Source organism: Streptomyces sp. NPDC028331 (genome assembly GCF_055565775.1).
The window spans coordinates 51142-75896 of the sequence record NZ_JBVHTR010000006.1 but is presented as its reverse complement, the minus strand read 5'-3'; the positions used below and the strand labels follow the sequence as shown (position 1 = coordinate 75896).

The following is a 24755-nucleotide window of genomic DNA, read 5'->3' as shown; positions in this document are numbered from 1 at the left end:
CTCCGGTCTCGGGTAATCCACCGCCGGCCTCGAGCAACCCCCCGCACCGCCCTTTTCACCGTCGCAAGGAGTCACGCATGAACACGCCCTTGTCCCGCCGTACCGCCCTGCAGGCGGCGGGCGCCACCGTGCTCGCCGCCGGCATGTCGGGCCTGACGGCCACGGCGGCCCGGGCCGACACGGATGGCGGCAGCCCGGGCGCGACCAAGCTGGTCACCTACCCGCGCCCGTCCACCATGCCCACCAACACCAGCTTCAAGGTGCGGGTGCGCACCGCCCCCGACGGCGACTGGCAGACGCTGGACATCTGGCGGCCGCAGTTCGAGGAGATCAACCCCACCACCGGCTCGGGCAAGGTCTACAGCTCGTCGATGGTGTACTTCGACTTCCAGGGCTCGGTCGAGATCGAGGTCACCTACCTCAAGGGCGGCACCACCAAGGCCCGGGTGAGACCGGACGCGCTCGGCATCAAGCCGGACCTGCTCGGCGACACCCTCCGCTTCACCCTGGACGAGCCGCGTGACGTCGTCGTGCAGATCAACGACGAGATCTTCGACTGTCTGCACGTCATCACCAACCACATCGATCCGAACCCGCCCTCGGCCGACGACCCGGACGTCATCTACTTCGGCCCCGGCATGCACTCCGTCACCGGCAACGTCCTCACGGTTCCCAGCGGCAAGACGGTCTACCTCGCCGGCGGCGCCGTCCTGACCGCCCAGGTGTACTTCAAGAACGTCGAGAAGGCCGGCGTCACCGGGCGCGGTGTCCTCTACGCGAACCCCGGCGGCGCCATCCTCAGCGAGGGCAGCAAGAACATCCGGGTCGAGGACGTCATCATCCTGAACCCGGGCGGCTACGCGGGCACCTTCGGGGAAAGCCGGAACGTCCACGTCAAGAAGGCGCGCGCGTTCAGCTCGAAGGGCAACGGCGACGGCTTCGACGTCTTCTCCTCCTCCGGCGTCGTCTTCGACGGCTGCTTCATGCGCAACTCCGACGACTGCATCGCCATCTACGCCCACCGCTGGAACTACTACGGCGACACCACCGACATCACCGTCCAGAACTGCACGCTGTGGGCCGACGTCGCCCACCCGATCAACGTCGGCACGCACGGCAACACCGACGCCCCCGAGGTCATCGAGAACCTGGTCATCAAGAACATCGACATCCTCGACCACCGCGAACCGCAGATGCTCTACCAGGGCTGCATCGCCCTGAACCCCGGTGACTCCAACCTCATCACCAACGTGCGGATCGAGGACGTCCGTATCGAGGACTTCCGCTGGGGGCAGGTCATCAACATGCGGGTGATGTACAACAGCAAGTACAACACCTCGCCCGGACGCGGCATCGACGGCGTCTACATCAAGAACCTCAGCTACACGGGCACGCACGCCAACCCGTCCATCTTCGTCGGCTACGACGAGGACCGCGCCATCAAGAACGTCACCTTCGAGAACCTGGTGATCAACGGCCTGGTCGTCGCCGACTCGATGCGGAAGCCGACGTGGTACCTGACCACCGACGCGATCCAGTGGTACTACAACGAGCACGTCCACAACCTGCGGTTCCTCACCACCGCCGAGGCCGAGGCGGCCGGTGCGTCATGAGCATCCCCGCACCGAGCCGCCGAGGCTTCCTGGGCGGCACCGCCGCCCTGCTGCTGGCGTCGGGCGCGAGCCGACTGCTCGTGCCCGACGCGGCCCGGGCCGACGCCGGCACCACCACCGCGACCAGAGGCTTCACCCACCCCGGACTGCTGCACAGCGCCGCCGACCTCGCCCGGATGAAGGACGCGATCGCCGCGAAGCAATCCCCGATCTACGACGGCTACCTGGCGCTCGCCGCGCACTCCCGCTCCTCGTCGTCGTACACCATCCAGAACACCGGACAGATCACCTCCTGGGGCCGTGGCCCCACCAACTTCCAGAACCAGGCCGTCGCGGACTCGGCCGCCGCCTACCAGAACGCGCTCATCTGGGCCGTCACCGGCGACCGCGCGCACGCCGACAAGGCCCGCGACATCCTCAACGCCTGGGCCAGGTCCCTGCAGATCGTCACGGGCGCCGACGGCCCGCTCGGCGCCGGACTGCAGGCCTTCAAGTTCGTCAACGCGGCCGAACTGCTCAGGCACACCGGCTACGACGGCTGGGACCCGGCCGACATCGCGGCCTGCGAGCAGTCGTTCCTGCGTGTGTGGTATCCGGCGGTGTCCGGCTACATGCTCTACGCCAACGGCAACTGGGACCTGACGGCCATGCAGTCCATCCTGGCCATCGGCGTGTTCTGCGAGGAGCCGGCCCTCTTCGAGGACGCGCTGCGCTTCGCGGCGGCCGGCGCCGGCAACGGCAGCGTCCCGCACCGCATCGTCACCGACGCGGGCCAGGGCCAGGAGAGCGGCCGGGACCAGGGCCACGAACAGCTCGCCGTCGGCCTGATGGGCGACGTCGCCCAGGTCGCCTGGAACCAGGGCGTGGACCTGTGGGCCTTCGACGGCAACCGCATCCTCGCCAATGCCGAGTACGCCGCCCGCTACAACCTCGGCGGCGACGTGCCCTTCACCCCGGACCTGGACCGCACCGGCAAGTACATCAAGACGACCGTCTCGGCCATCTCGCGCGGCACCCTGCCCCCCATCTACGAGATGTACTACGCGCACTACGCGGGCGTCCGCGGCCTCGACACCCCGTACACCAAGGCCGCCGTCTTCCGCGGCACCGGAGGCACCCGGGTGATCGAGGGAAGCAACGACGACCTGCCGAGCTGGGGCACCTTCGCCTACGCCGGGACGAAGGCGCCCGACCCGGACGTGCCGGTCGCCCCCGCCGGGACCACCGCGGTCGGCGACGACCACGCCGTGACCGTGTCCTGGCTGCCCTCCGCGTGGGCGTCCTCGTACACGGTCAGCCGGGCGCCGAGACCCGAGGGGCCGTACCGGGAGGTCGCCTCCGGGATCGAGGCACCCCGCTACACCGACCAGGACGTCCACCCCGGCGGCACCTATCACTACACGGTCACCGCAACCAACTCCCTCGGCACCGGCCCGGCCTCCGCGCCGGTGACGGTGACCGCCGGGCTTCCCGGACCCTGGCAGACGCAGGACGTGGGGGAGGTGCGGATCCCCGGCTCCGCCGCCTTCGACGGCGAACGCTTCGTCCTGGAGGCGAGCGGCACCGCGGACACCTACCGGCTGGCGCACGTGCCGCTGCGGGGCGACGGCACCGTCACCGCGCGGATCGTGTGGCCGCTCAGCTCCCAGTACTCCAAGATCGGCGTCACCGTCCGGGCCTCCCTGGACGCGGACGCGGCCCACGCCTCCATGCTGATCCAGGGGCTGCCGCTGTCCACCTGGAGCGGCGTGTGGACCGTCCGCCCCAAGGCCGGGGCGCCCGTGTCCGCCACCGGCAGCACCCCCGTGCCGCCGGCGCAGCAGCAGTCCATCACCACCACGGCCGCCTTCCCGATCTCCGACCTCGGCGCGCTTCCCGAGTCGGCGACCCCGCTCGAGGCTCCGTACGTCGAGGGCGCGGGCGACGGCTACCGCATGCGCGCCCCCTACTGGGTGCGGGTGACCCGCAAGGGCCGCCGCTGCACGGGCGCCATCTCCCCCGACGGCATCCGCTGGACGGAGGTCGGCTCCACCGAGGCCGAGCTCGGGGACACCGTGTACGCGGGACTCGTCCTGACGTCCTGTCTCGGCGTCGACGAGGACTACGCCGGCACCGGCACCGGCGCCTTCGACAACGTCAGCGTGACCTCCGCGGACGGTGACGTCTGGCGGGTTCCCCGGCCCACACGCACCGCGTCCGACCTCACCGTCACCACCGGAGCCGACGCGGTCGAACTGGCCTGGACCGACCCGGACCTCTCGGCCCGCTACACGGTCCTCAGGTCCCCGCGCCCCGAGGGCCCCTACGCGACCCTCGCCACCGCAGTGGGACCGGTCGGCTTCGGCGCCCGCATCCGGTACACGGACGCCACCGGGACACCGGGAACGACGTACTACTACGCCGTGGCGAAGACCAACACGCACGGCCGCGGCCCACGCTCGCAGCCCGCGCACGCCGAGATGCCCACGCCGTCCACGCCCCAACTGACGTCCGCCACCACCGCGTTCGCCAACCAGGGAACCGCCTTCCGGCATCTGCTGCGGGCCTCGCACGAGCCCGTACGCTTCACCGCGGACGGGCTGCCCGACGGTCTCGGCATCGACGGGCGCACCGGCCTCATCTCCGGAACCCCCACCGAGACAGGCCGGTTCACGGTCACCGCCACCGCGTCCAACGCCTCCGGAACGGCCTCCGGCACCCTCACGCTCACCGTCGGCACACCCCCGCCCGACCCGTGGACCTACGGCGACCTCGGCGACCCCGTCCTCGACGACCGTCTCTTCGGGACGCTCGGTGTGGTGGCGATCCGGACCCCGGGCAGCACGTCCTACGACAACGGCACCTTCACGGTGCGCGGCGCCGGGGTCGACCTCACCGTCAACGGTCAGGGCATGACCGGGCAGTTCGTCCGCCGAGCCGTCACCGGGGACTGCGAGGTCACCGCCCGGCTGCTCTCCCGTGCCGGGGCGGGCGCCGACCGGGTGGGCCTGCTCATGACCAAGTCGCTGTCGCCGTTCGACCAGGCCGCCGGAGCCATCGTCAGCGGCGGCACCACCGCGCAGCTCATGCTGCGCAGAACGGTGGCGGGCGGCTCCGCCTTCACCGGCACCCAGAGCGTCGACGTCCCCTGTCTGCTGCGGCTGAAGCGTGCCGGGACCACCTTCAGCGCGGCCGTGTCAACCGACGGCGGCACCACCTGGACCTCCCTCGCCTCGGGAGACATCCCGGACTTCGGTGACGCCCCCTACCACGTGGGCCTCGTGGTCTGCTCCCGCAACCCTCTGGCCCTCGGCACCTCCCAGTTCGGCGAGGTGAGCATCACCACGACATAGATCAGATCCCCCCACGGATCGGAGATGCACCAATGAGCCGCGAAGATCTCCACCCGTCCCCGGATTCCCCGGATTCCCCCCACACCGGGCCCAGTCGGCGGGGCGTACTGCGCGCCGTCGGCGGGCTCGCCGTCGCCGGCCTGCTCAGCGCCGCCACCATGCGGTCGGCGGGAGCCGCCCCGTCCACCTGGACCCACCCCGGCGCCCTGCACAACTGGGGCGACCTGAACCGCGCCAAGGTCAAGGTCGCCGCCGGCACCGACCCCTGGTACTCCGGCTGGCAGCGCCTGATCGGCAACTCCCACTCCGCGTCCACCTGGACCGCCAGGCCCCAGTCCATCGTCTACCGGGGTTCGGGATACCCCGAGAACTACTCGATCCTCTACAACGACATCGCCGCCGCCTACCAGAACGCGCTGCGCTGGTGGGTCGCCGGCACCACCGCCAACGGCGACTGCGCCCGCGACATCTGCAACGCCTGGTCGAGCACCCTGACCTCGATCCAGGGCAACGCGGACCGGTTCCTCGCCGCCGGCATCTACGGCTGGCAGTTCGCCAACGTGGGCGAGCTGCTGCGCGACTACCCGGGCTTCGACCTCGCCGGGTTCCAGAAGATGATGCTCAACGTCTTCTACCCGATGAACAACGACTTCCTGGTCAACCACAACGACGCCTGCATCACCAACTACTGGGCCAACTGGGACCTGTGCAACATGGCGTCCGTCCTCGCCACGGCGATCCTGTGCGAGGACGGCGCCAAGTACGACCAGGCCGTCACCTACTTCATGAACGGCGCGGGAAACGGTTCCATCCAGCACGCCGTCCCGTACCTGTACACCGACTCCGACGGCTACGCCCTCGGCCAGTGGCAGGAGTCGGGACGCGACCAGGGCCACACGATGATGGGCATGGGCCAGATGGGCGCCATCTGCGAGATGGCCTGGAACCAGGGCACCGACCTGTACGGCTACGACAGCAGGAGGTTCTTCAAGGCGGCCCAGTACGTCGCCAAGTACAACATCGGCCAGGACGTGCCGTACACCACCTACACCTGGGGCAGCGGCCAGACCTGCGCCCAGATGTCGCAGACGGCGATCTCCTCCGCCTCCCGCGGACAGATCCGCCCGGTGTGGGCGATGCTCCACTTCCACTACAACCGGCGTCTGTACCTCGACGACAAGTACATCTCGGCGATGTACTACAACCTCGTCGCCCCCGAGGGCGGCGGCGGTGACTACGGCTCCACCAGCGGCGGCTACGACCAGCTCGGCTTCGGCACGCTGACGTACGCCAAGTAGCGCACCGCAGGCCCGTAAACGCGCCCGTCGGCGTGCATGCGCCGGCGGGCCCGCACGGAAAAGGGGCGGCTGGGGGTGCGGATGCGGGTCCTGTTCCCTAGCGTGGCAGGGGTTGGAGTCTCCCGCTGGAGGGATCTGTCATGGCCGTGCCCCGGATAGTGATCGTCGGCGGCGGGTTCGCCGGGATGGAGACCGCGCGCCGACTGGAGCGGATCCTCCAGCCCGCCGAGGCGCACCTGAGACTGGTCGCCCCCTACAGCCACCAGCTCTACCTGCCCCTGCTGCCGCACGTCGCGTCGGGAATCCTCACCCCGCAGTCGGTCGCGGTCCCGCTGCGCCGGCTGCTGCACCGTACGCTGATCGTGCCCGGCCAGGCCGTCGGCGTCGATCCCTCCGCCAAGGCCGTGGTCGTGCACAAGATCAACGGCGAGACGACCGTCGAGCACTACGACTACCTGGTGCTGACGCCCGGCAGCGTGACCCGGCAGTTCGACATCCCCGGCGTGGACCGGCACGCGGTCGGCATGAAGACGCTGGCGGAGGCGGCCTGGGTGCGCGACCACGTCATCTCCCAGCTCGACCTCGCCGCGGCCAGTTCCGACCCGGTCGAGCGCGAGACCCGGCTGCAGTTCGTGGTCGTCGGCGGCGGCTACGCGGGCACCGAGACCGCCGCCTACCTGCACCACCTCACCACCGCCGCCGTGAAGCGCTACCCGGGCCTGGACCCGTCCCTGGTGAAGTGGCACCTGGTCGACATCGCGCCCAGGCTCATGCCGGAACTCGGCGACCGGCTCGGCGCGAAGGCCCTCGCCATCCTGGAGCGGCGCGGCCTGCACGTCTCACTCGGCGTCTCGGTCGCCGAGGCCACGGCGGGCACCGTCACCCTCACCGACGGCCGCAAGCTGCGCTGCCACACCCTGATCTGGACCGCCGGGGTCGCCCCCAGCCCGCTGATCGCCACGCTGGACGCCGAGACCGACCGTGGGCGGCTGGTCGTCCGCGACGACCTGGCCGTACCGGGCCTGGACGGCGTGTTCGCCCTCGGGGACGCCGCGGCGGTGCCCGACCTCGCCCAGGGCCCCGACGCGATCTGCCCGCCGACCGCCCAGCACGCCATGCGGCAGGGCTGGAGGGCCGCCAAGAACGTCGCCGCGGCACTGCGCGGCGCACCGCTCAGCCCCTACCGGCATCGGGACCTGGGGCTCGTCGTCGACCTCGGCGGCATCCAGGCCGTGTCCAAACCGCTCGGCGTGGAGCTGACCGGCCTGCCCGCGCAGGTCGTCGCGCGCGGCTACCACGTGGGCGCCCTGCGCACGGTTCCGGCCCGCCTGCGGACCCTGACGAACTGGACGCTCAACGCGATGGCGGGCTACGACTTCGTCCGCACCGGCTTTCAGGCCGGGCGCCCGGCCACGCTCAAGGACTTCGAGCGGACCGACGCGTACCTCACGCCCGACCTGATCGCCTCGCACACGGCGCCCAAGGCGGCCGACTGACCCGGGTCAGGTGCGGTTGCCCTTCGGCTTGCCCCGCTGATCGGGTGTGCCGTGCGGCGGCGGGCTCATGGGCTCCGGCGAGGTCGCCGGTGTCACCGGCGAGCCCCCACCGGTCCGGCCGGCCTCGGGACGCAGGCCCGCGGTGTCACCGGACGTCGGCTCGGCGCCCGCACGCAACTGCTCCAGCCGGGCCGTGAGCAGCTCGGTCACCTGGACGCGGCCGGCGTGTTCGCGCTCGTGGGCGAGGAGCTGCTCCACCTCGTCGGCACTCAGTGCGCGGATGCGGCTCTCCAGGCTGCCGAGCGGCAGCTGGTCGTAGTCGGGCAGCGGCAGGGTGCCGCGGCCGGGCTCAGCCATGGATCTTCACTTCCCTCTGTTCGACGGCTTCACGTGCGACGCGGCTCACCGCGACCGTGCGGCCCGGGTGCGCGAGCGGTTCGCCTTGCGGATCGCCTCCAGCAGCTCCGCCTTGGACATCCGGGACCGCCCGTCGACGCCCAGGCGATGCGCGACGTGGTACAGGTGTTCCTTCGAGGCGTTCTCGTCGACGCCCTCGCCGCTGCGGCCGCCCTGCTGCCGGGGCCGTGCCGACCGGGGGTCCGAGGGGCCCTTGCGGCCGCCCTCCTTGCGCTCCCAGTGGTCGCCGACCTTCTCGAACGTGTGCTTGAGCGCGCCGTACGCCACCCGGTGCGCCCGCTCGCCCTCGCCGTACTGCTCGACCGCCGAGTCGTGCGCCTTGATCCAGGTGCGCTGCGCGTCCTGGGAGGAGCGCTCCAGCGTCGACGGCAGTTCCTGTCGTCCGGGCACGGATCCACCTCCTCGTCCCGTCGCTCTCTCCGTGCCCCACGAGTGCCCTGGGGCCCGCCGGAAAAACGGGCGCAACCCCCGCGGACGCCGGTTTGACGCAACCTCCGCGGACGCCGGTTTGACGAGGGCGCCATCGGCTACCCGCGCGGTGTGACAGCCACGACTTCGCACACGACTTCGCAGCAGGATCCCATCCGGTTCCTGGAGGATCGTTTCGCGTGCGCACAGGCGTGCACGGAGTGCGCGCGGGAGTGCGCCCTGCGAGCGAGCCTGGCCGAACCGGGCGGTACTCAGAGCCAGGAACGGCTGCGGCGCAAGGGCATCATGTGCGCGGAGGTCTGCGACGCGACCTGCCGCGTGCTGTCCGCGTACGGCGGGCAGGACGAGGACGACGTCCGCAGCCAGGTGTCCTGGTGCCGGGCGGTCTGCCTGGACACCGCGCACGTCTTCGACGCGGACCCGGGCGGGGAGGAGGCGGCGCGCGCCTGCCGCGCGGCCGCCCGGGCCTGCTCCGACTTCCTGCAGACACTGGGCTGACGGATCCGGGCACCGGAGCGGCGGCCGGACACCCCGCCGGGCATTCCCTCCCTCGGCATTCCCAATTTCTGGAACACGTTCTACGGTGTGCGCCGTCAGGACCGGCCTTGGGTTGCCTGGAGGCGCCGTGCATCTCGACTACACGCCCGAGCAGCAGCGGCTGCGCACCGAGCTGCGCGCGTACTTCGGGCAGTTGGTGCCCGAGGGCGCCTATGCCCGGCACACCGACCCGGTGGCGCAGAAGCGGTTCTACCGGGACACCATCCGCCGTCTCGGCCGTGACGGCTGGCTGGGCGTGGGCTGGCCGAAGGAGTACGGCGGGCGCGGGATGACCGCCATGGAGCAGTTCATCTTCTTCGACGAGGCCGCCCAGGCCGGTGTGCCGCTGCCGCTGATGGCGCTCAACACGGTCGGTCCGACGCTCATGCGGTTCGGCACGGACGAGCAGAAGGACCACTTCCTGCCGAGGATCCTCTCCGGGGAGATCGACTTCGCGATCGGCTACAGCGAGCCCGGGGCCGGGACCGACCTCGCCTCCCTGAAGACGCGCGCGGTCCGCGAGGGCGACGAGTACGTCGTCAACGGGCAGAAGATCTGGACCACCAACGGCGACACCGCCGACTGGGTGTGGCTCGCCGTCCGCACGGACCCCGAGGCCCCGCCGCACAAGGGCATCACCATGCTGCTCGTGCCGACCAGCGACCCCGGCTACTCCTGCACCCTCATCCGCACGCTCGCCTCGCACGACACCACCGCGAGCTACTACGAGGACGTCCGCGTCCCCGTCTCCCGCCGGGTGGGGGAGGAGAACCAGGGCTGGCGGCTGATCACCAACCAGCTCAACCACGAGCGCGTCACCCTCGCCGCCCACGGCACCATGGCGATCCGCGCCCTGCACGACGTGCAGCGCTGGGCCATGGAGACCAAGCTCACCGACGGCCGCCGGGTGATCGACCTGCCCTGGGTGCGCCGCCGCCTGGCCCTGACCCACACGAAGCTGGACGCGCTGAAACTACTGAACTGGCGGATGGTCGGCGCGGTCGAGGACGGCACCCTCACCCCGCAGGACGCCTCCGCGGTCAAGGTCTACGGCTCCGAGGCCCGCCGCGACGCGTACGCCTGGCTGATGGAGATCGTGGGGGCCGCCGGCGCGCTGAAGGAGAGCTCGGCCGGCGCCGCGCTCCACGGGGAACTGGAGCGCGGCTACAGGTCGGCGGTGATCTTCACCTTCGGTGGCGGGAACAACGAGATCCAGCGCGAGATCATCTCCTGGATCGGCCTGGGGATGCCCCGCGTCCGCAGGTGACGGCCGGGCGGGTCAGCCGCGCGGCCGGGGCGTGAACCCGGCCTTCTCGTAGGCCGCGTCGATGAGCCGCATCGTCTCCAGCGCGTCCTGTGCGTCGAGGGGCAGCGGCTCGCCGCCGCGGAGGCGGGCCGCGAACGCATCGAGCTGATAGGCGTACGAGGACCTGCGGCCCAGCTCCTCCGTCCGCTCCCCGCCGTCCGTCCGCACGACGACCCGGTCGTCCCGGTGCGGCAGCACGAAGTCGAGCGCCGTGGCCTCACCCCGGGTGCCGACCAGCCGGCACGTGGCCTGCCAGGTGCCGTGCACCATGGAGCACCGCGCGGTTCCGGTGACGCCGCCCGGGAAGGCCAGCTCCGCGTCCAGCCATGCGTCGACGCCCGGCGCCTGCGGCCGGTCCCCGCCGCGCGCCGAGACGACCTCGGGAGCTCCGCCGGCCCACGGGGCGAGCATCCGCTGGGCGTGCAGCGCGTAGCAGCCCAGGTCCATCACGGCGCCGCCGGCCAGCGCGAGCGACCAGCGCACGTCGTCGTCCGGCGGCGGGGGCATGGCCACCACGGTCTCCACGTGCCGCAGCTCGCCGAGTTCCCCGGAGGCCAGCAGTTCGTGCAGCCGCCGGGTGACCGGGTGGAAGAGGTAGTGGAAGCCCTCCATGAACACCGTGCCCGCCGACGCCGCGACGTCGCGCACCTCGGCCGCCTCCTCGGCGTTGCTCGCGGACGGCTTCTCGGTCAGCACATGCCTGCCCGCCTTCAGCGCCGCCAGGTTCCAGGGACCGTGCAGGCCGTTGGGCAGCGGGTTGTAGACGACGTCGACCTCCGGGTCGGCGACGAGATCGGCGTACGAGCCGACGACGCGCTCCACGCCGTGGGCGTCGGCGAACGCCCGCGCCCGGTCGCGGTCGCGGGCGGCCACCGCGACCAGACGGTGGCCGGCCGCGCGCGCCGGCGCGACGAGCGCGGTCTCGGTGATGCGGGCCGCCCCCAGCAGCCCGATCCGCAGCGGTTCGCTCATGCCTCACTCCACCTCGTCCATGCCGTGGCGCACCTCGTCCAGCCGCACCGGCCGGTGCTCCGCCAGCGACAGAGTGCAGGCTTCGGCGATCCAGCTCGCCTCGATGGCGTCGGCCACCGTACACGGTGAGGGCCTGCCGCCCGCCACCATCTCGGTGAACGCGGTGAGTTCGGCACGGTAGGCGTCCGCGAAGCGGTCCATGAAGAAGTGGTGCGGGGCACCGGCCGGGAAGGCGGCGCCCGGTTCGACGGATCGCAGCGGCAGCTTGTCCTCCAGGCCCACGGCGATGCTGTCCTTCATGCCGTGCAGCTCCAGACGCACGTCGTAGCCGCGCGCGTTGTGGCGGGAGTTGGAGACCACGGCCAGGGTGCCGTCGTCCAGGGTGAGGAGTGCGGACGCGGTGTCGACGTCGCCCGCTGCCGCGATGTACTCGGCGCCCCGGTTGCCGCCCGCCGCGTACACCTCGGTGACCTCCCGCCCGGTCACCCAGCGCACGATGTCGAAGTCGTGCACGGAGCAGTCCCGGAAGATGCCCCCGGAGACCGCGATGTACGCCTCCGGCGGCGGCGCCGGGTCCAGGGTGGTGGAGCGCACGGTGTGCAGCGGGCCGAGTTCACCGGCGAGAACCGCCGTGCGCGCGGCCACACAGCCCGCGTCGAAGCGCCGGTTGTACCCGATGTGCACCTCGACTCCGCTGTCCCGCACCGCGCGCAGCACGGTCAGGCTCTCCTCGACGGTCCGCGCGACCGGCTTCTCGCAGAAGACGGGGATGCCCGCCCGGGCGGCGGCGAGGATCAGCGCCGGATGGGCGTCCGTGGCGGCGGCGATCACGACGCCGTCGACCCCGGCGGCCAGCAGCGCCTCGGGGGAGTCGACGGCCGTCGCTCCGAAACGCTCCGCCGCCGACGCGGTGGCCGCGGGCACGGGGTCGGTGACCACCAGGGAGTCCACCGCGTCCAGTGCGGCGAGGGTGGCGGCGTGGAAGGCGCCGATCCGGCCGAGGCCCATAATGCCGATACGCATGGGAAGTTGCTCCAATGAAGGGGTGTGCGACAGCTGACGGAGTGAGGTTCAGTCGAGTCCGCCGAAGACGATCTGGTCCCAGTCGATCACCGAACCGGTGACCACGCCGCTGCGGTCGGACAGCAGGAGGACGACGAAGTCGGCGATCTCGTCGACCTGCCCCAGCCTGCCCATGGGCACTGCCTCGGCGGCCTTCTCGCGCCAGTCGTCGCCGGCGCCGTGGAAGGCGCGCTGGACGGCGTCCTCGCCCTCGGTGTCCGTCCAGCCGATGTTCAGGCCGTTGATCCGGACACGGTCCCAGCGGTGTGCGTGCGCCGCGTTGCGGGTGAGTCCCATCAGGCCCGCCTTGGCGGCGACGTACGGGGCGAGGAACGGCTGCCCGCCGTGGGCCGAGGAGGTGATGATGTTGACGATGGTGCCCGGCGCCCCGCGGTCCACCATGTTCCGCACGGCCGCCTGCATCGCGAAGAACGGCGCCCGCAGGTTGATCGCGATGTGCGCGTCGAAGAGTTCCGGCGTGGTGTCCAGCAGCGAACCGCGCGAGGTCAGACCGGCCGCGTTCACCAGGCAGTCGATCCTGCCGCACAGGTCCACGACCCGCTCCACGCTGCCACGCGCCTCGGCCGGTTCAGCGAGGTCCGCCCGCACGAACACGGCGCCGGTCTCCTTCGCGAGCGCCTCGCCGACGTCGGCCCGGCGCCCGGTGAAGACCACCCGCGCCCCTTCGCGCAGGGCCGCCCGGACGATCCCGGCGCCGACGCCCTGGCTCCCGCCGTTGACGAGGACGACCTTGTCCTCCAGCAGTCCCATGCGATCGCCCCTCAGATCCGGCGGCGCTCGGCGCCCGCCCGCAGTTCCCGCCGCAGCCGCTGCGGGCTCCACTCCTCGGCCACGGCCCGCCACAGGGTGTCCGCCTGGGAGGGCGGTGCCAGCCCGTCGACCGGCGGGTCCAGGTCCAGATCGGTCGGGAAGGGGTAGCCCTCGGCGCAGGCGGCGACCACACGGCGCAGCCAGTCCTCGTCGGCGCCCTCGGCCTTGCGCCTCAGCAGCACCGGATGGACCGCGTTCGACACCGCCTCGCGGTCGACGCTCTCCATGGCGCGGCCGAACGCGGAGGAGATCTGCAGCAGGTTCGCCATCCGCCGGATGTCCGCGGACCGGTTGTGCCCGGCGGCGTGGAAGAGGGCGGGGTTGAAGAAGACCGCGTCGCCCTTCTGAAGGGGCAGTTGGACGTGGTGCTCCTCGAAGTACGCGACGAACTCCGGCCGCCGCCAGGCCAGGTAGCCGGGCTCGTACTTCTGGGAGTGCGGCAGGTACAGAGTGGGTCCCGACTCCACGGGCATGTCGCAGTGCGCCACCGCTCCCTGCAGGGTCAGGACGGGGGAGAGGCGGTGGACGTGGGCCGGGTAGCGGGCCGCCTGTTCCTGGCTCAGGAAGCCCAGGTGGTAGTCACGGTGCACGCTCTGGGCCGCCCCGCCCGGGTTGACCTGGTTGATCTGCGAGGTGATCTGGTAGCCGGGGCCGAGCCAGGCCTCGGCGATCAGCGCGAGCATGTCGTTGCCGTAGTAGTCGGCGAACGTCTCCGGGTCGTGTACGGCCATCTTGTCGAACGCGTTCCACACCCGGTCGTTGGCGCCCGGCTTGGCGAAGTGGTCCCCGCGGGCGGTTCCGGCCGCGCGCTCCCGTTCGATCAACGCGGTGAAGACGGCACTCGCACGGTCGACCACCTCCGGATCGGGGAACGCGCGCCGCACCACCACGATGCCGGGCCCGTCCAGCAGGGCGCGCACCCACTCGCTCTGCACCTGCGTGGGGTCGGCGGCCCGCAGCCGGTCGCCGTCGTACACGAGGACGTTCTGCTCGACCCCGTCGGCGAGCGGGTGGTCGGCCGGCTCGGTGCGCTCGGCGACCAGGGAGCGGAAGGCGTCGAGGTCACAGTCCTCCTCGCGCAGCCAGGTCGCGGGTCCCGCGGCGGTGAGAGACATCGCGGAGTCCTTTCGTCGTGCCGTCGTCTCCGTCAGTCTTGTGAATCGCGGTACGTCAATCAATGATCAGAGGCCCGTCAAAAAACCATCATCGACAAGCCGCCCGCCCCTCGACTTGCAGGAACAGCCATGGGACACCCGTACACGATCCGCGAGATCGCCCGTCAGGCCGGACTGAGCCAGGCCACCGTCGACCGTGTCCTGAACCGCCGGGGCGGAGTACGGGAGAGCACGGCGCGCGAGGTGCACCAGGCGATCAAGGACCTGGACCGGCAGCGGACACAGGTGCGCCTCGGCGGCCGCACCTTCATGATCGACATCGTGATGCAGACCCCGGCCCGGTTCTCCACCGCGGTGCGCGACGCGCTGGAGGCCGAACTGCCCTCCCTGCATCCGGCGGTCGTCCGCTCCCGCTTCCACTTCCGCGAGACCTGCCCGCCCGCGGAACTCGTCCGGACCCTGGACCGGATCGCCCGGCGCGGCACCCAGGGCGTGATCCTCAAGGCACCGGACCTCCCGGAGATCACCGACGCCGTCGGCAGGCTCGTCGCGGCCGGAATCCCCGTAGTCACTCTGGTGACGGACCTGCCCGGCAGCGCCCGCCTCGCCTACGTCGGCATCGACAACCGCGCCGCGGGAGCCACCGCCGCCTACCTCCTCGACCAGTGGCTGAGCGACCGCCCCGGCCATGTGCTGGTCACGATCAGCAGGGGCTTCTTCCGCGGCGAGGAGGAACGCGAGATGGGCTTCCGCAGCGCACTGCGGATGACCCGCCCCGACCGCACCGTGGTCGAGGTCACCGACAGCGACGGCCTCGACGCCACCCAGCGGGACCTGGTCCTGGCTGCGCTGCGACAGGACCCGGAGATCAACGCCGTCTACTCCGTGGGCGGCGGCAACGCGGCGACCGTGGAGGCCTTCGCGGCACTCGGCCGCACGCCCGCCGTCTTCATCGCGCACGACCTCGACCGCGACAACACCCGCCTGCTGCGGGAACGCCGCATCTCCGCCGTACTCCACCACGACCTGCGCCAGGACATGCGCCGCGCCTGCCAGACGGTCATGCGGGCGCACGGCGCGCTCCCCGAGGAAGGGTTCCCTCTCCCTTCGCCGATCCAGGTCGTCACGCCGTTCAATCTGCCGCCCGGGGTGGTGGCGGAGGGCTGACGGAGGCGCGAAGCCTCCGTTTCGTCGGTGTGGTGATCCCACCCGTCACGCCGGCCGCGGAGCCGCGCCGTCGGCACGACCGGGACGGGGCGGAGCCGGGGTCCGGTTCGGGTCATGACGTGCCGGCTTCGGCTGCGGGACTCGGGTTGAACTCCCGCAGGACGGCCCGCCCCGCCGCACGGTGCTCGGCGGCCTTCGCCGGATCCGTCCCGTCGAGCACGATCGCGATGCCTTCGTGGGCCAGCGCCTCCTCGTACCGGTTTCCGAGCCTCGGGGCCAGCTCCAGCGCCTGGCGGTGCAGCCGCAGGGCCTCCTCGGGCAGGCCCGCGAGCCGGCAGGTCTCGGCATAGCCGTTGAGGAAATGGATCTTCCAGTGTTCCTCGAACAGCTCGTCGAGCAGCGCGAACGCCTCCCGGTGGCCGGCCAGCGCCCCCTCGTACCGGCCCATCTGCCGCAGCGCGACGCCCAGACAGTTGAGACACCACGCCTGGTTGTGCAGGTGCCCGTCGTCGCGGGCCACCGCCAGCGCATGGTGCAGGTGCTCCGCCGCCTCGCCGGGTTCCTCACGGGCGATGGCCACGCCGAGCGTGATCCGGGCCGTCAGAGCGGGCGGCCACGCGGGGTCGGTATGGGGGATGCCCAGCACCTCCCGGGCCCGCTGCGCCGCTTCCTCACGGTGCCCCAGCTGCAACATCGCCCAGGCCTCCGACGCTGCCGCGTCGGCCGCGCCGGTCGGGCAACCGGCCTGCTCGTACAACTTCCCCGCCAGCCGGAAGAGTTCGAGCGGCTGCTCGACGTGCCCGGCCTCCCAGCTGAGATAGCCGCGGCGCAGGGCGAGCTCGGCCTCCGTGCGCCCGTCCCCCGCCCGGGACACCAGGGCTCCGGCCGCCTCGTACGCGGCTTCCGCCTCCGTCATCCGGCCCGCGTTGTAACGCGCGAAGCCCAGGTCGCTGTGCGCCTCGGCGAGTCGCAGCGGATCGCCCAGGCGCTCGGCGGCGGCGAGCGACCGCTCGAAGAGGACGTTGAGATGCGTCGTTCCGCAGCGCCGAGCGAAGTAGGCCCGCAGGAAGCGCGGCAGCTCGCAGACGTGCATGTCGGCCCCGACGGCGGCCGCCGTCTCGAAGGCGGCGATCAGGTTGGCGTACTCCGTGACGAGCCAGGCGAAGGCCGCGTTCTTGTCCGCGAACCGCGGGAGTTCTGCCGGGGGCCGGCCCGCGCAGGGCGCCCGTCCGGGCGCCAGGAAGGGCATGGCGGCGTCCGCCGCGGCCGCCGCGTGCACGTAGTAGTCCAGCACCCGGCCAAGGGCCCGCTCCCGCTCGGCCGCCGAGTTCTGCTCCGCCGCGGCCCGGCGCGCGTGCTGGTGCACCAGGTCGTGCAACCGGTAGTGGCCCGCCGTCGGCTGCTGGACGAGGTGTGCGTCGAGCAGGTCCTCCAGCATCGCCTGGGCGCTGCGCAGCGGCACGTCCGCCAGGGCCGCCACCACGTACTCGTCGAAGGACTCCCCGGGCAGCAGGCCCAGCAGCCGGAACAGGCGGGCCTGGGAACGGTTCAGCTGCCGCACCGACATCGCGAACGCCGCGCTGAACGCGGCGTCGAACTCGCCAACCCCCTGCGCCATCCGCTCGAGGAGGATGCCCACGGTCCAGCCCGGCCGGTGCCGCAGCCGTGCCGCGGCCAGCCTCAGGGCCAGCGGCAGATGGCCGCACAGCCGCAGCACCTCGGCGGCGGACTGCGGATCGCGGGCCAGCCTGCCCTCGGGGCCGACGGGGTCGCCGCTGGCACGGGCCAGCAGCTCCGCGCTCTCCTGCGGGCTCAGCACGTCCAGCGAGACGGGGGGCACCTCGTCCAGGCCGAGGAGCCGGTTGCGGCTCGTGATGAGCGCGACGGAGGGGCCGGCGCCGGGCAGCAGCGGGCGGACCTGGTCGGCGTCCGCGGCGTTGTCGAGGACCACGACGACCCGTCGGCGGGCCAGTTCCGACCGCCAGCAGGCGGCCAGTTGCTCGAGGCCCTCCTGCGGGACCTTCTCGGACGGGACGTCCAGCGCGCCGAGCAGCATCCGCAGCGCGGAGTCGGGGTCGAGCGGGGGCCGGCCCTCGGTGAACCCGTGCAGGTCCACGTAGAGCTGGGCGTCCGGGAAGTCGGCGGCGAGCCGGTGCGCGGCGTGCACCGCCAGACAGGTCTTGCCGACGCCCGCCATGCCGTCGACGGAGACCACCCGATGGCTGTCCACCGCGGCGAGGACGGCGGCGAGCTGGGCCTCCCGTCCGGTGAAGTCGGGCACGTCGCGCGGCAGATCGTTGCGGGGCAGCGGCCGGCCCTGGCGGCTGCTCTTCGGGGGCGCCGGCAACGGGTTCGAGGTCCGTTCCCACAGGGGGCGCAGGGGCCGGGGGTCGCGCTTGACGAGGCGGCAGAGGGCGACCACCGCGGGCCAGGGCGGCACGGTCTGCCCGTTGAGGTAGCGCGACAGCGACGAGGAGCTGAGGCCGGTGTCCCGCGCCAGGGCCCGCACGCCGAGCCCGGACAGCTCCTGGAGCAGCCGCAGCCGGGCCGCAAGCTCCTCCTGCGGGTCGTTCTTCGCCGCCCGTTCGTGTACGTCCACCGTTCCCCCGTCTTCACGTCCCGTGGCGGAAGCAGTCTCCTTGGGCAAGTCGTCGCAGGTCAAGGGTGTTTCACGTGTCCCACGGCGTCCCATCTCCCTGGTCGTGGCGCGCGGCTGAGGGCTGTCATGGGGTCACGCCCCGACGACAGCGGGGCACCGAGCCGAAACGAGGAGCAGACATGCAGTCCCGCATGCAGAACCCCGCCGTCGTCCTGTCCGGTGCGATGCAGCCCATCCAGGAGATCCTCAAGGCCGTGCACTCCGGTGGCGTGGACGGGCAGACGCTGGAGCTGGTGCATCTGCGGGTCAGCCAGATCAACGGCTGCAGCGCCTGTGTCGACGGCGGCGCCAAGACGGCCCGCAAGGCCGGAGTGAGCGACGAGCGGCTGGCCACGGTCGCCGCCTGGCGGGAGGCCCCCTACTTCACCGAGGAGGAGCGGGCGGCGCTCGCGCTGGCCGAGGCCGCGACGCGGCTGGCCGACCGTCCCGACGCGGTGAGCGACGACGTCTGGGACACGGCCGCCACCTACTTCGACGAGAAGCAGCTCGCCGCGATCGTCCTGATGATCGGCGTGACCAACCTGTTCAACCGGCTCAACGCCACGACCCGGCAGATCGCCGGCGCGTGGGGATGACCGTCCGAACCTCGAAGAAGCCGTCGCTGCCGCACCCACCCGGCCAAGATGTAGCCGTCAATCCGTACACCTGGAGGAAACCCGCCGTGAAGCACGCACAGAAGCCCGCCGAGAGCACCGCCGCGAACGACGGCACGTCCGACCGATTCACGGACGAGGAGCGGGCCGCGATGAAGGAGCGCGCCCGAGAGCTGAAGGCGTCCGCGCGCAGCGGATCGCGCGCCGCCAAGGCGGCGGAGGACGAGGCGGCCGTGCTCGCGAAGATCGCCGAGATGCAGGAATCGGACCGGGCCATGGCCGAACGGCTGCACGCCGTCATCAAGGCGAGCGCGCCGGAGCTCGCCCCGAAGCTCTGGTACGGGATGCCCGCGTACGCCCTGGACGGCAAGGTCGTCTGCTTCTTCCAGAGCGCGGAGAAGTTCAAGTCCCGCTACGCGACGTTCGGCTTCAGCGACAGGGCGAACCTGGACGAGGGCGCCATGTGGCCGGCTTCCTACGCCCTCAAGGAGCTGAGCGCCGCCGACGAGGCGAGGATCGGCGAACTCGTGAGGAGAGCGGTGAGCTGAGGCCCGAGGGCGGCGCGGACGGCCGGCGGGCTCCTGGTGAGGGTTGATGGAGCCCGGCGGGCAAGGTCACACTGGCCGGGTGGACGCGGATCCGGGCTTCTACGGGCCCTCCTCGGTGACCTGGCAGATGCACGCCGACCCCATGATGTGGGTGGCCGGCATCCGCGCGCTCTACCTCCAGGCCCTGCACCCGCCCACCGTGCGCGGCGTCCTGCAGAACTCCGACTTCCGCCGTGACGCCTGGGGCCGGCTGATGCGCACCGCCAACTTCGTCGGGACGACGACGTACGGCACCACGGACGCCGCCGAGCGACTGGCGGCGCGGGTGCGGAGGATCCACGGCATGCTCGGCGCCACGGACCCGGACAGCGGCGAGCGGTACCCGCTGGACGAGCCGGAACTGCTGCTGTGGGTGCACTGCGCCGAGATCGACTCCTACCTGCAAGTGCTGCGCCGCTCGGGGTTCCGCCTCACCGACGCACAGGCCGACCGGTACGTCCGGGAGAACCGGGCCGCCGCCGCCCTCGTCGGACTCGACCCCGAGCAAGTCCCCGTGGACCAGGCCGAGTTGGCCGCGTACTTCGAGAAGGTCCAGTCCGAGCTCGCCGCCGGGCCCGAGGCCCGCGAGGTGGACGACTTCCTGCGGCGGCCGCCCGTCCACCCGCTGCTGGTCCCGGTACGGGACGTGCTGTGGCGGCGCGTGGCGAACCTGGCGTACGCCGCCCTGCCCGCGTACGCCCACGAACTCTACGGCCGTCCGGCCCCGAGCCCCGCGACGGTCACCCGGCGGCTGCGCCTGACCGGCACCCTGCTGCGCCGCATCCCGGCCCGCCTGCGCTGGCAACTGCCCCCGAAGCATGTTCTGCGCGCCATGGCCCGGCTCGGACCCGGCGCACGGCCCGCACCCTTCAAGGTCGGCAGGTACGTCGGCTGAGTCGGCGCGGCGCGGCCCGTCTCTGGCCGATCCGGATCACCGCGTGCTACGAAGAGGCATGCCTGCACGCCAAGGACATGAGGGAATCCGGAGACACGAGGGGTACGACGCCGTGATCGTCGGCGGCGGCCACAACGGACTCGTCGCCGCCGCGTATCTGGCCCGGGCCGGGCGATCCGTGCTGGTGCTCGAACGGCTGGACCACACCGGCGGCGCCGCCGTGTCCACGCGGCCGTTCGCCGGGGTCGACGCGCGGCTGTCGCGCTACTCCTACCTGGTCAGTCTGCTGCCCCGGAAGATCGTGCGGGACCTGGGGCTGGACTTCCGCGTGCGGGCGCGCACCGTCTCCTCGTACACGCCCGTCGAGCGGGACGGGCGCCCCACCGGGCTGCTCGTCGGCGGTGGCGAGCGGCGCACCCGGGAGGCGTTCGCCCGGCTCACCGGCTCCGACCGCGAGTTCGAGGCCTGGCAGCGCTTCTACGGGATGACCGGGCGCGTGGCCCAGCGGGTGTTCCCGACGCTCACCGAGCCGCTGCCCACCCGTGACGACCTGCGCCGCCGCATCGACGACGAGGAGGCGTGGCGGGCGCTGTTCGAGGAGCCGATCGGCGTCGCGATCGAGGACCGCTTCACCGACGACCTGGTCCGCGGTGTCGTCCTCACCGACGCGCTCATCGGCACCTTCGCCGACGCCCACGACACCTCCCTGAAGCAGAACCGCTGCTTCCTCTACCACGTCATCGGCGGCGGAACCGGCGCCTGGGACGTCCCCGTCGGCGGCATGGGCGCCTTCACCGACGCGCTCGCGACGGCCGCGCGTGCCGCCGGTGCGGTCATCGCCACCGGGCGGGAGGCGGTACGGATCGACACCGACGGGCGCGCCGCCGAGGTCACCTTCCGCGGCGCGGACGGGGAGGGCACCGTCTCCGCCCGGCACGTCCTGGTGAGCGCCTCCCCGCAGGAGCTGGCCCGGCTCACCGGCGACGCCCCGCCGGCCCCGGCCGAGGGCGCGCAGCTCAAGGTGAACATGCTGCTCACCCGCCTGCCCGCGCTGCGCGACACGGGCGTCGACCCCCGCGAGGCGTTCTCCGGCACCTTCCACATCGCCGAGGGATACCGGCAACTGGCCGCCGCCCACGCCCAGGCCGCGGCCGGTTCACCGCCCGCCGCCCCGCCGTCCGAGATCTACTGCCACTCGCTCACCGACCCCACCATCCTCGGCCCCGACCTCGTGGCACGCGGCTACCAGACCCTCACCCTCTTCGGCCTCCACACCCCCGCGCGCCTCTTCGAGGAGGACAACGACGCCGTACGGGAGGAGCTGCTGAAGTCGACGCTGGCGCAGCTGGACGCCCACCTCGCCGAGCCGGTCGAGAGCTGCCTGGCCGTCGACGCGGACGGCCGCCCCTGCATCGAGGCCAGGTCCCCCCTCGACCTGGAGCGCGACCTGCGGCTGCCCGGCGGCAACATCTTCCACCGTGAGCTGGCCTGGCCGTACGCCCAGGAGGGCACGGGCCGCTGGGGCGTGGAGACCCGGCACGCGAACGTCCTGCTGTGCGGCGCGGGCGCGGTGCGCGGCGGCGGGGTCAGCGGGGTGCCCGGGCACAACGCGGCGATGGCGGTGCTCGAGGACCTCGGGGAGCCGCTGCCGAAATCCGGAGCGGCCTAAAAATCTGACGCACCATCAGAAAGCCTCTTCCGTCCTCTCGGCCGCTGCGGCATCCTGCGCCCATGCAGACGGAGCTGAGCAAGCGACTCGGGGCCGAGTACGCCCTCTTCGGGTTCACGCCGTTTCCCGCCGTCGCCGCGGCCATCAGCCGGGCCGGCGGTCTCGGCGTGCTCGGCGCGGTCCGCTACACCGCCCCCGACGACCTCAAGCGCGACCTCGACTGGATGGACGCACACGTCGACGGCCGCCCCTACGGACTGGACGTCGTCATGCCCGCCAAGAAGGTGGAGGGCGTGACGGAGGCCGATGTCGAGGCGATGATCCCGGAAGGACACCGGCAGTTCGTCAGGGACACCCTGGCGAAGTACGGGGTGCCGGAACTCGCCGACGGCGACGCGTCCGGATGGCGGATCACCGGCTGGATGGAGCAGGTCGCCCGCGGTCAGCTCGACGTCGCGTTCGAGTACCCCATCAGGCTGCTCGCCAACGCGCTCGGCTCCCCGCCCGCCGACGTCGTCGAACGTGCCCACGCCCAGGGCGTCCTGGTCGCCGCGCTCGCCGGCAGCGCCCGGCACGCCCGCAAGCACCGCGAGGCGGGCATCGACATCGTGGTCGCGCAGGGCTACGAGGCCGGCGGCCACACCGGCGAGATCGCCTCCATGGTGCTCACCCCCGAAGTGGTCGACGCCGTGGACCCGTTGCCCGTGCTCGCCGCCGGCGGCATCGGCAGCGGGCAGCAGGTCGCCGCCGCCCTCGCGCTCGGCGCGCAGGGTGTCTGGCTCGGCTCGATCTGGCTGACCACCACGGAGGCCGAACTGCCCTCGCCCGTCCTCGTCCGCAAACTGCTGGCCGCCGGGTCGGGCGACACCGTCCGCTCCCGGGCGCTGACCGGCAAACCGGCCCGGCAACTGCGTACCGCGTGGACCGACTCCTGGGACGGCCCGGACGGCCCGGGCGCCCTGCCCATGCCGCTGCAGGGCCTGCTGGTCGCCGAGGCGATCACCCGCATCCAGAAGTACGAGGTGGAGCCGCTGCTCGGCACGCCCGTCGGCCAGATCGTCGGCCGGATGACCAGTGAACGCAGCGTCCAGGCCGTCGTCGACGACCTCACCCGCGGTTTCGAGAAGGCCGTCGACCGCATCAACCGGATCGCCGGAAGGAGCCGGAGTTGAGTCAGGCCGCCAACGGATTCTGGGCCCAGGCAGCGGCGGACCCGGAACGCACCGTCCTCATCGCGCCGGACGGGGAGGAGTGGACCGCCGGACGGCTGCTCACCGCCGCCAACCAGTTGGTGCACGGGCTGCGCGCCGCGGGGCTGCGGACCGGCGACTCCTTCGCCGTCGTCCTGCCCAACGGGGCCCCCTTCCTCACCGCCTACCTGGCCGCCACCCAGGCCGGCTTCTACCTCGTCCCCGTCAACCACCACCTCGTCGGACCCGAGATCGCCTGGATCGTCGCCGACTCCGGGGCCAAGGTGATCGTCACGCACGAGCGGTTCGCGGACGCGGCACGCGCCGCCGCCGACGAGGCCGGGCTGCCGGCCACCCACCGGTACTCCGTCGGCGAGGCCGAGGGCTTCCGGCCGTACGCCGAACTCCTCGACGGGCGACCCGCGTCGGCGCCCGACGACCGCACCCTCGGCTGGGTCATGAACTACACCTCGGGCACCACGGGCCGCCCCCGCGGCATCCGCCGCCCGTTGCCCGGAAAACCGCCCGAGGAGGCCTACCTCGGCGGCTTCCTCGGCATCTTCGGCATCAGGCCCTACGACGACAACGTCCACCTCGTCTGCTCACCGCTTTACCACACGGCCGTGCTCCAGTTCGCGGGCGCGTCGCTGCACATCGGGCACCGGCTGGTCGTGATGGACAAGTGGACGCCCGAGGAGATGCTCCGCCTCATCGACGCCCACCGGTGCACGCACACCCACATGGTGCCGACCCAGTTCCACCGCCTTCTCGCCCTGCCCGACGAGGTGAAGGCCCGCTACGACGTGACGTCCATGCGGCACGCCATCCACGGCGCCGCCCCCTGCCCGGACCATGTGAAGCGGGCGATGATCGAGTGGTGGGGCATGTGCGTGGAGGAGTACTACGCGGCGAGCGAGGGCGGCGGCGCCTTCGCGACCGCCGAGGACTGGCTGAAGAAGCCCGGCACCGTCGGCAAGGCGTGGCCCATCAGCGAACTCGCGATCTTCGACGACGACGGCAACCGCCTGCCCCCCGGTGAACTCGGCACCGTCTACATGAAGATGACCACCGGCGGCTTCTCCTACCACAAGGACGAGGCCAAGACGCGCAAGAACCGCATCGGCGACTTCTTCACCGTCGGCGACCTGGGCCACCTCGACGAGGACGGCTATCTCTTCCTGCGCGACCGCAAGATCGACCTGATCATCTCCGGCGGGGTCAACATCTACCCCGCCGAGATCGAGGCCGCGCTGCTCACCCACCCCGCCGTCGCCGACGCAGCCGCCTTCGGCATCCCGCACGACGACTGGGGCGAGGAGGTCAAGGCGGTCGTGGAGCCGGCCCCCGGTCACGAGCCGGGCCCGGCGCTGGCCGCGGACATCCTCGACCACTGCACACGGCAACTCGCCGGCTACAAGCGGCCCAGGAGCGTCGACTTCATCGCGACGATGCCCCGCGACCCCAACGGCAAGCTGTACAAACGACGGCTGCGCGAACCGTACTGGGAAGGCCGTACCCGCCCCGCGTGACGGCCGCTTGACCTGCCCCGCGTGCCCGGCGAGGATCGCGCCAGGGCCGGACACGAAG

20 protein-coding genes are annotated in these 24755 nt (G+C 72.1%); 13 read left to right on the top strand and 7 right to left on the bottom strand.

Annotation, left to right across the window (positions count from 1 at the left end; all coding sequences use genetic code 11):
* Positions 1 to 77: 77 nt before the first annotated feature.
* From ACZ4SW_RS10265 to ACZ4SW_RS10250, 4 genes are all read left to right on the top strand, one after another.
* Positions 78 to 1613, top strand: coding sequence for a glycosyl hydrolase family 28 protein (locus tag ACZ4SW_RS10265; protein WP_468240498.1), 1536 nt, complete (start codon positions 78 to 80; stop codon positions 1611 to 1613).
* Positions 1610 to 4945 (top strand): alginate lyase family protein, encoded by a 3336-nt coding sequence (locus tag ACZ4SW_RS10260; RefSeq protein WP_468240496.1) that lies wholly within the window; start codon positions 1610 to 1612, stop codon positions 4943 to 4945. Before ACZ4SW_RS10265 ends, ACZ4SW_RS10260 begins: the two co-directional genes overlap by 4 nt.
* A gap of 32 nt (positions 4946 to 4977) precedes the next feature.
* On the top strand, positions 4978 to 6243 hold the full coding sequence (locus ACZ4SW_RS10255; RefSeq protein ID WP_468240494.1) for an alginate lyase family protein: 1266 nt from the start codon (positions 4978 to 4980) through the stop codon (positions 6241 to 6243).
* 140 nt (positions 6244 to 6383) lie between these two features.
* On the top strand, positions 6384 to 7739 hold the full coding sequence (locus ACZ4SW_RS10250; protein WP_468240492.1) for an NAD(P)/FAD-dependent oxidoreductase: 1356 nt from the start codon (positions 6384 to 6386) through the stop codon (positions 7737 to 7739).
* A gap of 6 nt (positions 7740 to 7745) precedes the next feature.
* On the opposite strand, the gene ACZ4SW_RS10245 is transcribed toward ACZ4SW_RS10250, so the two are convergent.
* Positions 7746 to 8096, bottom strand: a complete 351-nt coding sequence (locus ACZ4SW_RS10245) for a DUF8129 domain-containing protein (protein WP_468240490.1) — start codon at positions 8094 to 8096, stop codon at positions 7746 to 7748.
* A gap of 45 nt (positions 8097 to 8141) precedes the next feature.
* On the bottom strand, positions 8142 to 8546 hold the full coding sequence (locus ACZ4SW_RS10240; RefSeq protein WP_468240488.1) for a ChaB family protein: 405 nt from the start codon (positions 8544 to 8546) through the stop codon (positions 8142 to 8144).
* Between the two features lie 150 nt (positions 8547 to 8696).
* On the opposite strand from ACZ4SW_RS10240, the gene ACZ4SW_RS10235 reads away from it, so the two are divergent.
* Positions 8697 to 9083, top strand: coding sequence for a four-helix bundle copper-binding protein (locus ACZ4SW_RS10235; protein ID WP_468240486.1), 387 nt, complete (start codon positions 8697 to 8699; stop codon positions 9081 to 9083).
* Between the two features lie 127 nt (positions 9084 to 9210).
* Positions 9211 to 10389 carry an acyl-CoA dehydrogenase family protein gene (locus ACZ4SW_RS10230; RefSeq protein ID WP_468240484.1) on the top strand — a complete coding sequence of 393 codons (1179 nt, stop codon included), beginning with the start codon at positions 9211 to 9213 and terminating at the stop codon, positions 10387 to 10389.
* Positions 10390 to 10401: 12 nt separating this feature from the next.
* Here the strand turns inward: ACZ4SW_RS10230 and ACZ4SW_RS10225 are convergent, their stop codons facing one another.
* Genes ACZ4SW_RS10225 through ACZ4SW_RS10210 form a run of 4 tightly spaced genes read right to left on the bottom strand, consistent with a single transcriptional unit; the run spans position 10402 to position 14408 of the window.
* Positions 10402 to 11400 (bottom strand): Gfo/Idh/MocA family protein, encoded by a 999-nt coding sequence (locus ACZ4SW_RS10225; protein WP_468240481.1) that lies wholly within the window; start codon positions 11398 to 11400, stop codon positions 10402 to 10404.
* Between the two features lie 3 nt (positions 11401 to 11403).
* Positions 11404 to 12423 (bottom strand): Gfo/Idh/MocA family protein, encoded by a 1020-nt coding sequence (locus ACZ4SW_RS10220; protein WP_468240479.1) that lies wholly within the window; start codon positions 12421 to 12423, stop codon positions 11404 to 11406.
* Between the two features lie 48 nt (positions 12424 to 12471).
* A complete protein-coding gene (locus ACZ4SW_RS10215; protein WP_468240477.1) occupies positions 12472 to 13233 on the bottom strand; it encodes an SDR family oxidoreductase in 762 nt (253 codons plus the stop codon).
* 11 nt (positions 13234 to 13244) lie between these two features.
* Positions 13245 to 14408: a phytanoyl-CoA dioxygenase family protein gene (locus ACZ4SW_RS10210; protein WP_468240474.1), complete on the bottom strand. Its 1164-nt coding sequence runs from the start codon at positions 14406 to 14408 to the stop codon at positions 13245 to 13247.
* A 129-nt stretch (positions 14409 to 14537) separates the two neighbouring features.
* Between ACZ4SW_RS10210 and ACZ4SW_RS10205 the strand changes: the two genes are divergently transcribed.
* Positions 14538 to 15575 (top strand): LacI family DNA-binding transcriptional regulator, encoded by a 1038-nt coding sequence (locus ACZ4SW_RS10205; protein WP_468240472.1) that lies wholly within the window; start codon positions 14538 to 14540, stop codon positions 15573 to 15575.
* A gap of 112 nt (positions 15576 to 15687) precedes the next feature.
* On the opposite strand, the gene ACZ4SW_RS10200 is transcribed toward ACZ4SW_RS10205, so the two are convergent.
* A complete protein-coding gene (locus ACZ4SW_RS10200; RefSeq protein ID WP_468240470.1) occupies positions 15688 to 18174 on the bottom strand; it encodes a helix-turn-helix domain-containing protein in 2487 nt (828 codons plus the stop codon).
* 179 nt (positions 18175 to 18353) lie between these two features.
* Between ACZ4SW_RS10200 and ACZ4SW_RS10195 the strand changes: the two genes are divergently transcribed.
* From ACZ4SW_RS10195 to ACZ4SW_RS10170, 6 genes are all read left to right on the top strand, one after another.
* On the top strand, positions 18354 to 18809 hold the full coding sequence (locus ACZ4SW_RS10195; RefSeq protein WP_468240467.1) for a carboxymuconolactone decarboxylase family protein: 456 nt from the start codon (positions 18354 to 18356) through the stop codon (positions 18807 to 18809).
* 170 nt (positions 18810 to 18979) lie between these two features.
* Positions 18980 to 19375, top strand: a complete 396-nt coding sequence (locus ACZ4SW_RS10190; protein WP_468241236.1) for an iron chaperone — start codon at positions 18980 to 18982, stop codon at positions 19373 to 19375.
* A gap of 46 nt (positions 19376 to 19421) precedes the next feature.
* Entirely contained in the window at positions 19422 to 20309 is an 888-nt protein-coding gene (locus tag ACZ4SW_RS10185; protein WP_468240465.1) for an oxygenase MpaB family protein, read from the top strand.
* Positions 20310 to 20367: 58 nt separating this feature from the next.
* Positions 20368 to 21978 (top strand): phytoene desaturase family protein, encoded by a 1611-nt coding sequence (locus ACZ4SW_RS10180; RefSeq protein WP_468240463.1) that lies wholly within the window; start codon positions 20368 to 20370, stop codon positions 21976 to 21978.
* A gap of 62 nt (positions 21979 to 22040) precedes the next feature.
* Positions 22041 to 23150 carry a nitronate monooxygenase gene (locus ACZ4SW_RS10175; RefSeq protein ID WP_468240459.1) on the top strand — a complete coding sequence of 370 codons (1110 nt, stop codon included), beginning with the start codon at positions 22041 to 22043 and terminating at the stop codon, positions 23148 to 23150.
* Entirely contained in the window at positions 23147 to 24697 is a 1551-nt protein-coding gene (locus ACZ4SW_RS10170; protein ID WP_468240456.1) for an acyl-CoA synthetase, read from the top strand. Before ACZ4SW_RS10175 ends, ACZ4SW_RS10170 begins: the two co-directional genes overlap by 4 nt.
* The last annotated feature ends 58 nt before the right edge of the window (positions 24698 to 24755 follow it).

Coding starts and splice junctions, on each gene's coding strand:
- ACZ4SW_RS10255 (WP_468240494.1), top strand. CDS start 4,978: ATGAGCCGCGAAGATCTCCACCCGTCCCCGGATTCCCCGGATTCCCCC.
- ACZ4SW_RS10175 (WP_468240459.1), top strand. CDS start 22,041: ATGCAGACGGAGCTGAGCAAGCGACTCGGGGCCGAGTACGCCCTCTTC.
- ACZ4SW_RS10220 (WP_468240479.1), bottom strand. CDS start 12,423: ATGCGTATCGGCATTATGGGCCTCGGCCGGATCGGCGCCTTCCACGCC.
- ACZ4SW_RS10180 (WP_468240463.1), top strand. CDS start 20,368: ATGCCTGCACGCCAAGGACATGAGGGAATCCGGAGACACGAGGGGTAC.
- ACZ4SW_RS10250 (WP_468240492.1), top strand. CDS start 6,384: ATGGCCGTGCCCCGGATAGTGATCGTCGGCGGCGGGTTCGCCGGGATG.
- ACZ4SW_RS10185 (WP_468240465.1), top strand. CDS start 19,422: ATGGAGCCCGGCGGGCAAGGTCACACTGGCCGGGTGGACGCGGATCCG.
- ACZ4SW_RS10215 (WP_468240477.1), bottom strand. CDS start 13,233: ATGGGACTGCTGGAGGACAAGGTCGTCCTCGTCAACGGCGGGAGCCAG.
- ACZ4SW_RS10265 (WP_468240498.1), top strand. CDS start 78: ATGAACACGCCCTTGTCCCGCCGTACCGCCCTGCAGGCGGCGGGCGCC.
- ACZ4SW_RS10205 (WP_468240472.1), top strand. CDS start 14,538: ATGGGACACCCGTACACGATCCGCGAGATCGCCCGTCAGGCCGGACTG.
- ACZ4SW_RS10210 (WP_468240474.1), bottom strand. CDS start 14,408: ATGTCTCTCACCGCCGCGGGACCCGCGACCTGGCTGCGCGAGGAGGAC.
- ACZ4SW_RS10225 (WP_468240481.1), bottom strand. CDS start 11,400: ATGAGCGAACCGCTGCGGATCGGGCTGCTGGGGGCGGCCCGCATCACC.
- ACZ4SW_RS10195 (WP_468240467.1), top strand. CDS start 18,354: ATGCAGTCCCGCATGCAGAACCCCGCCGTCGTCCTGTCCGGTGCGATG.
- ACZ4SW_RS10190 (WP_468241236.1), top strand. CDS start 18,980: ATGAAGGAGCGCGCCCGAGAGCTGAAGGCGTCCGCGCGCAGCGGATCG.
- ACZ4SW_RS10245 (WP_468240490.1), bottom strand. CDS start 8,096: ATGGCTGAGCCCGGCCGCGGCACCCTGCCGCTGCCCGACTACGACCAG.
- ACZ4SW_RS10260 (WP_468240496.1), top strand. CDS start 1,610: ATGAGCATCCCCGCACCGAGCCGCCGAGGCTTCCTGGGCGGCACCGCC.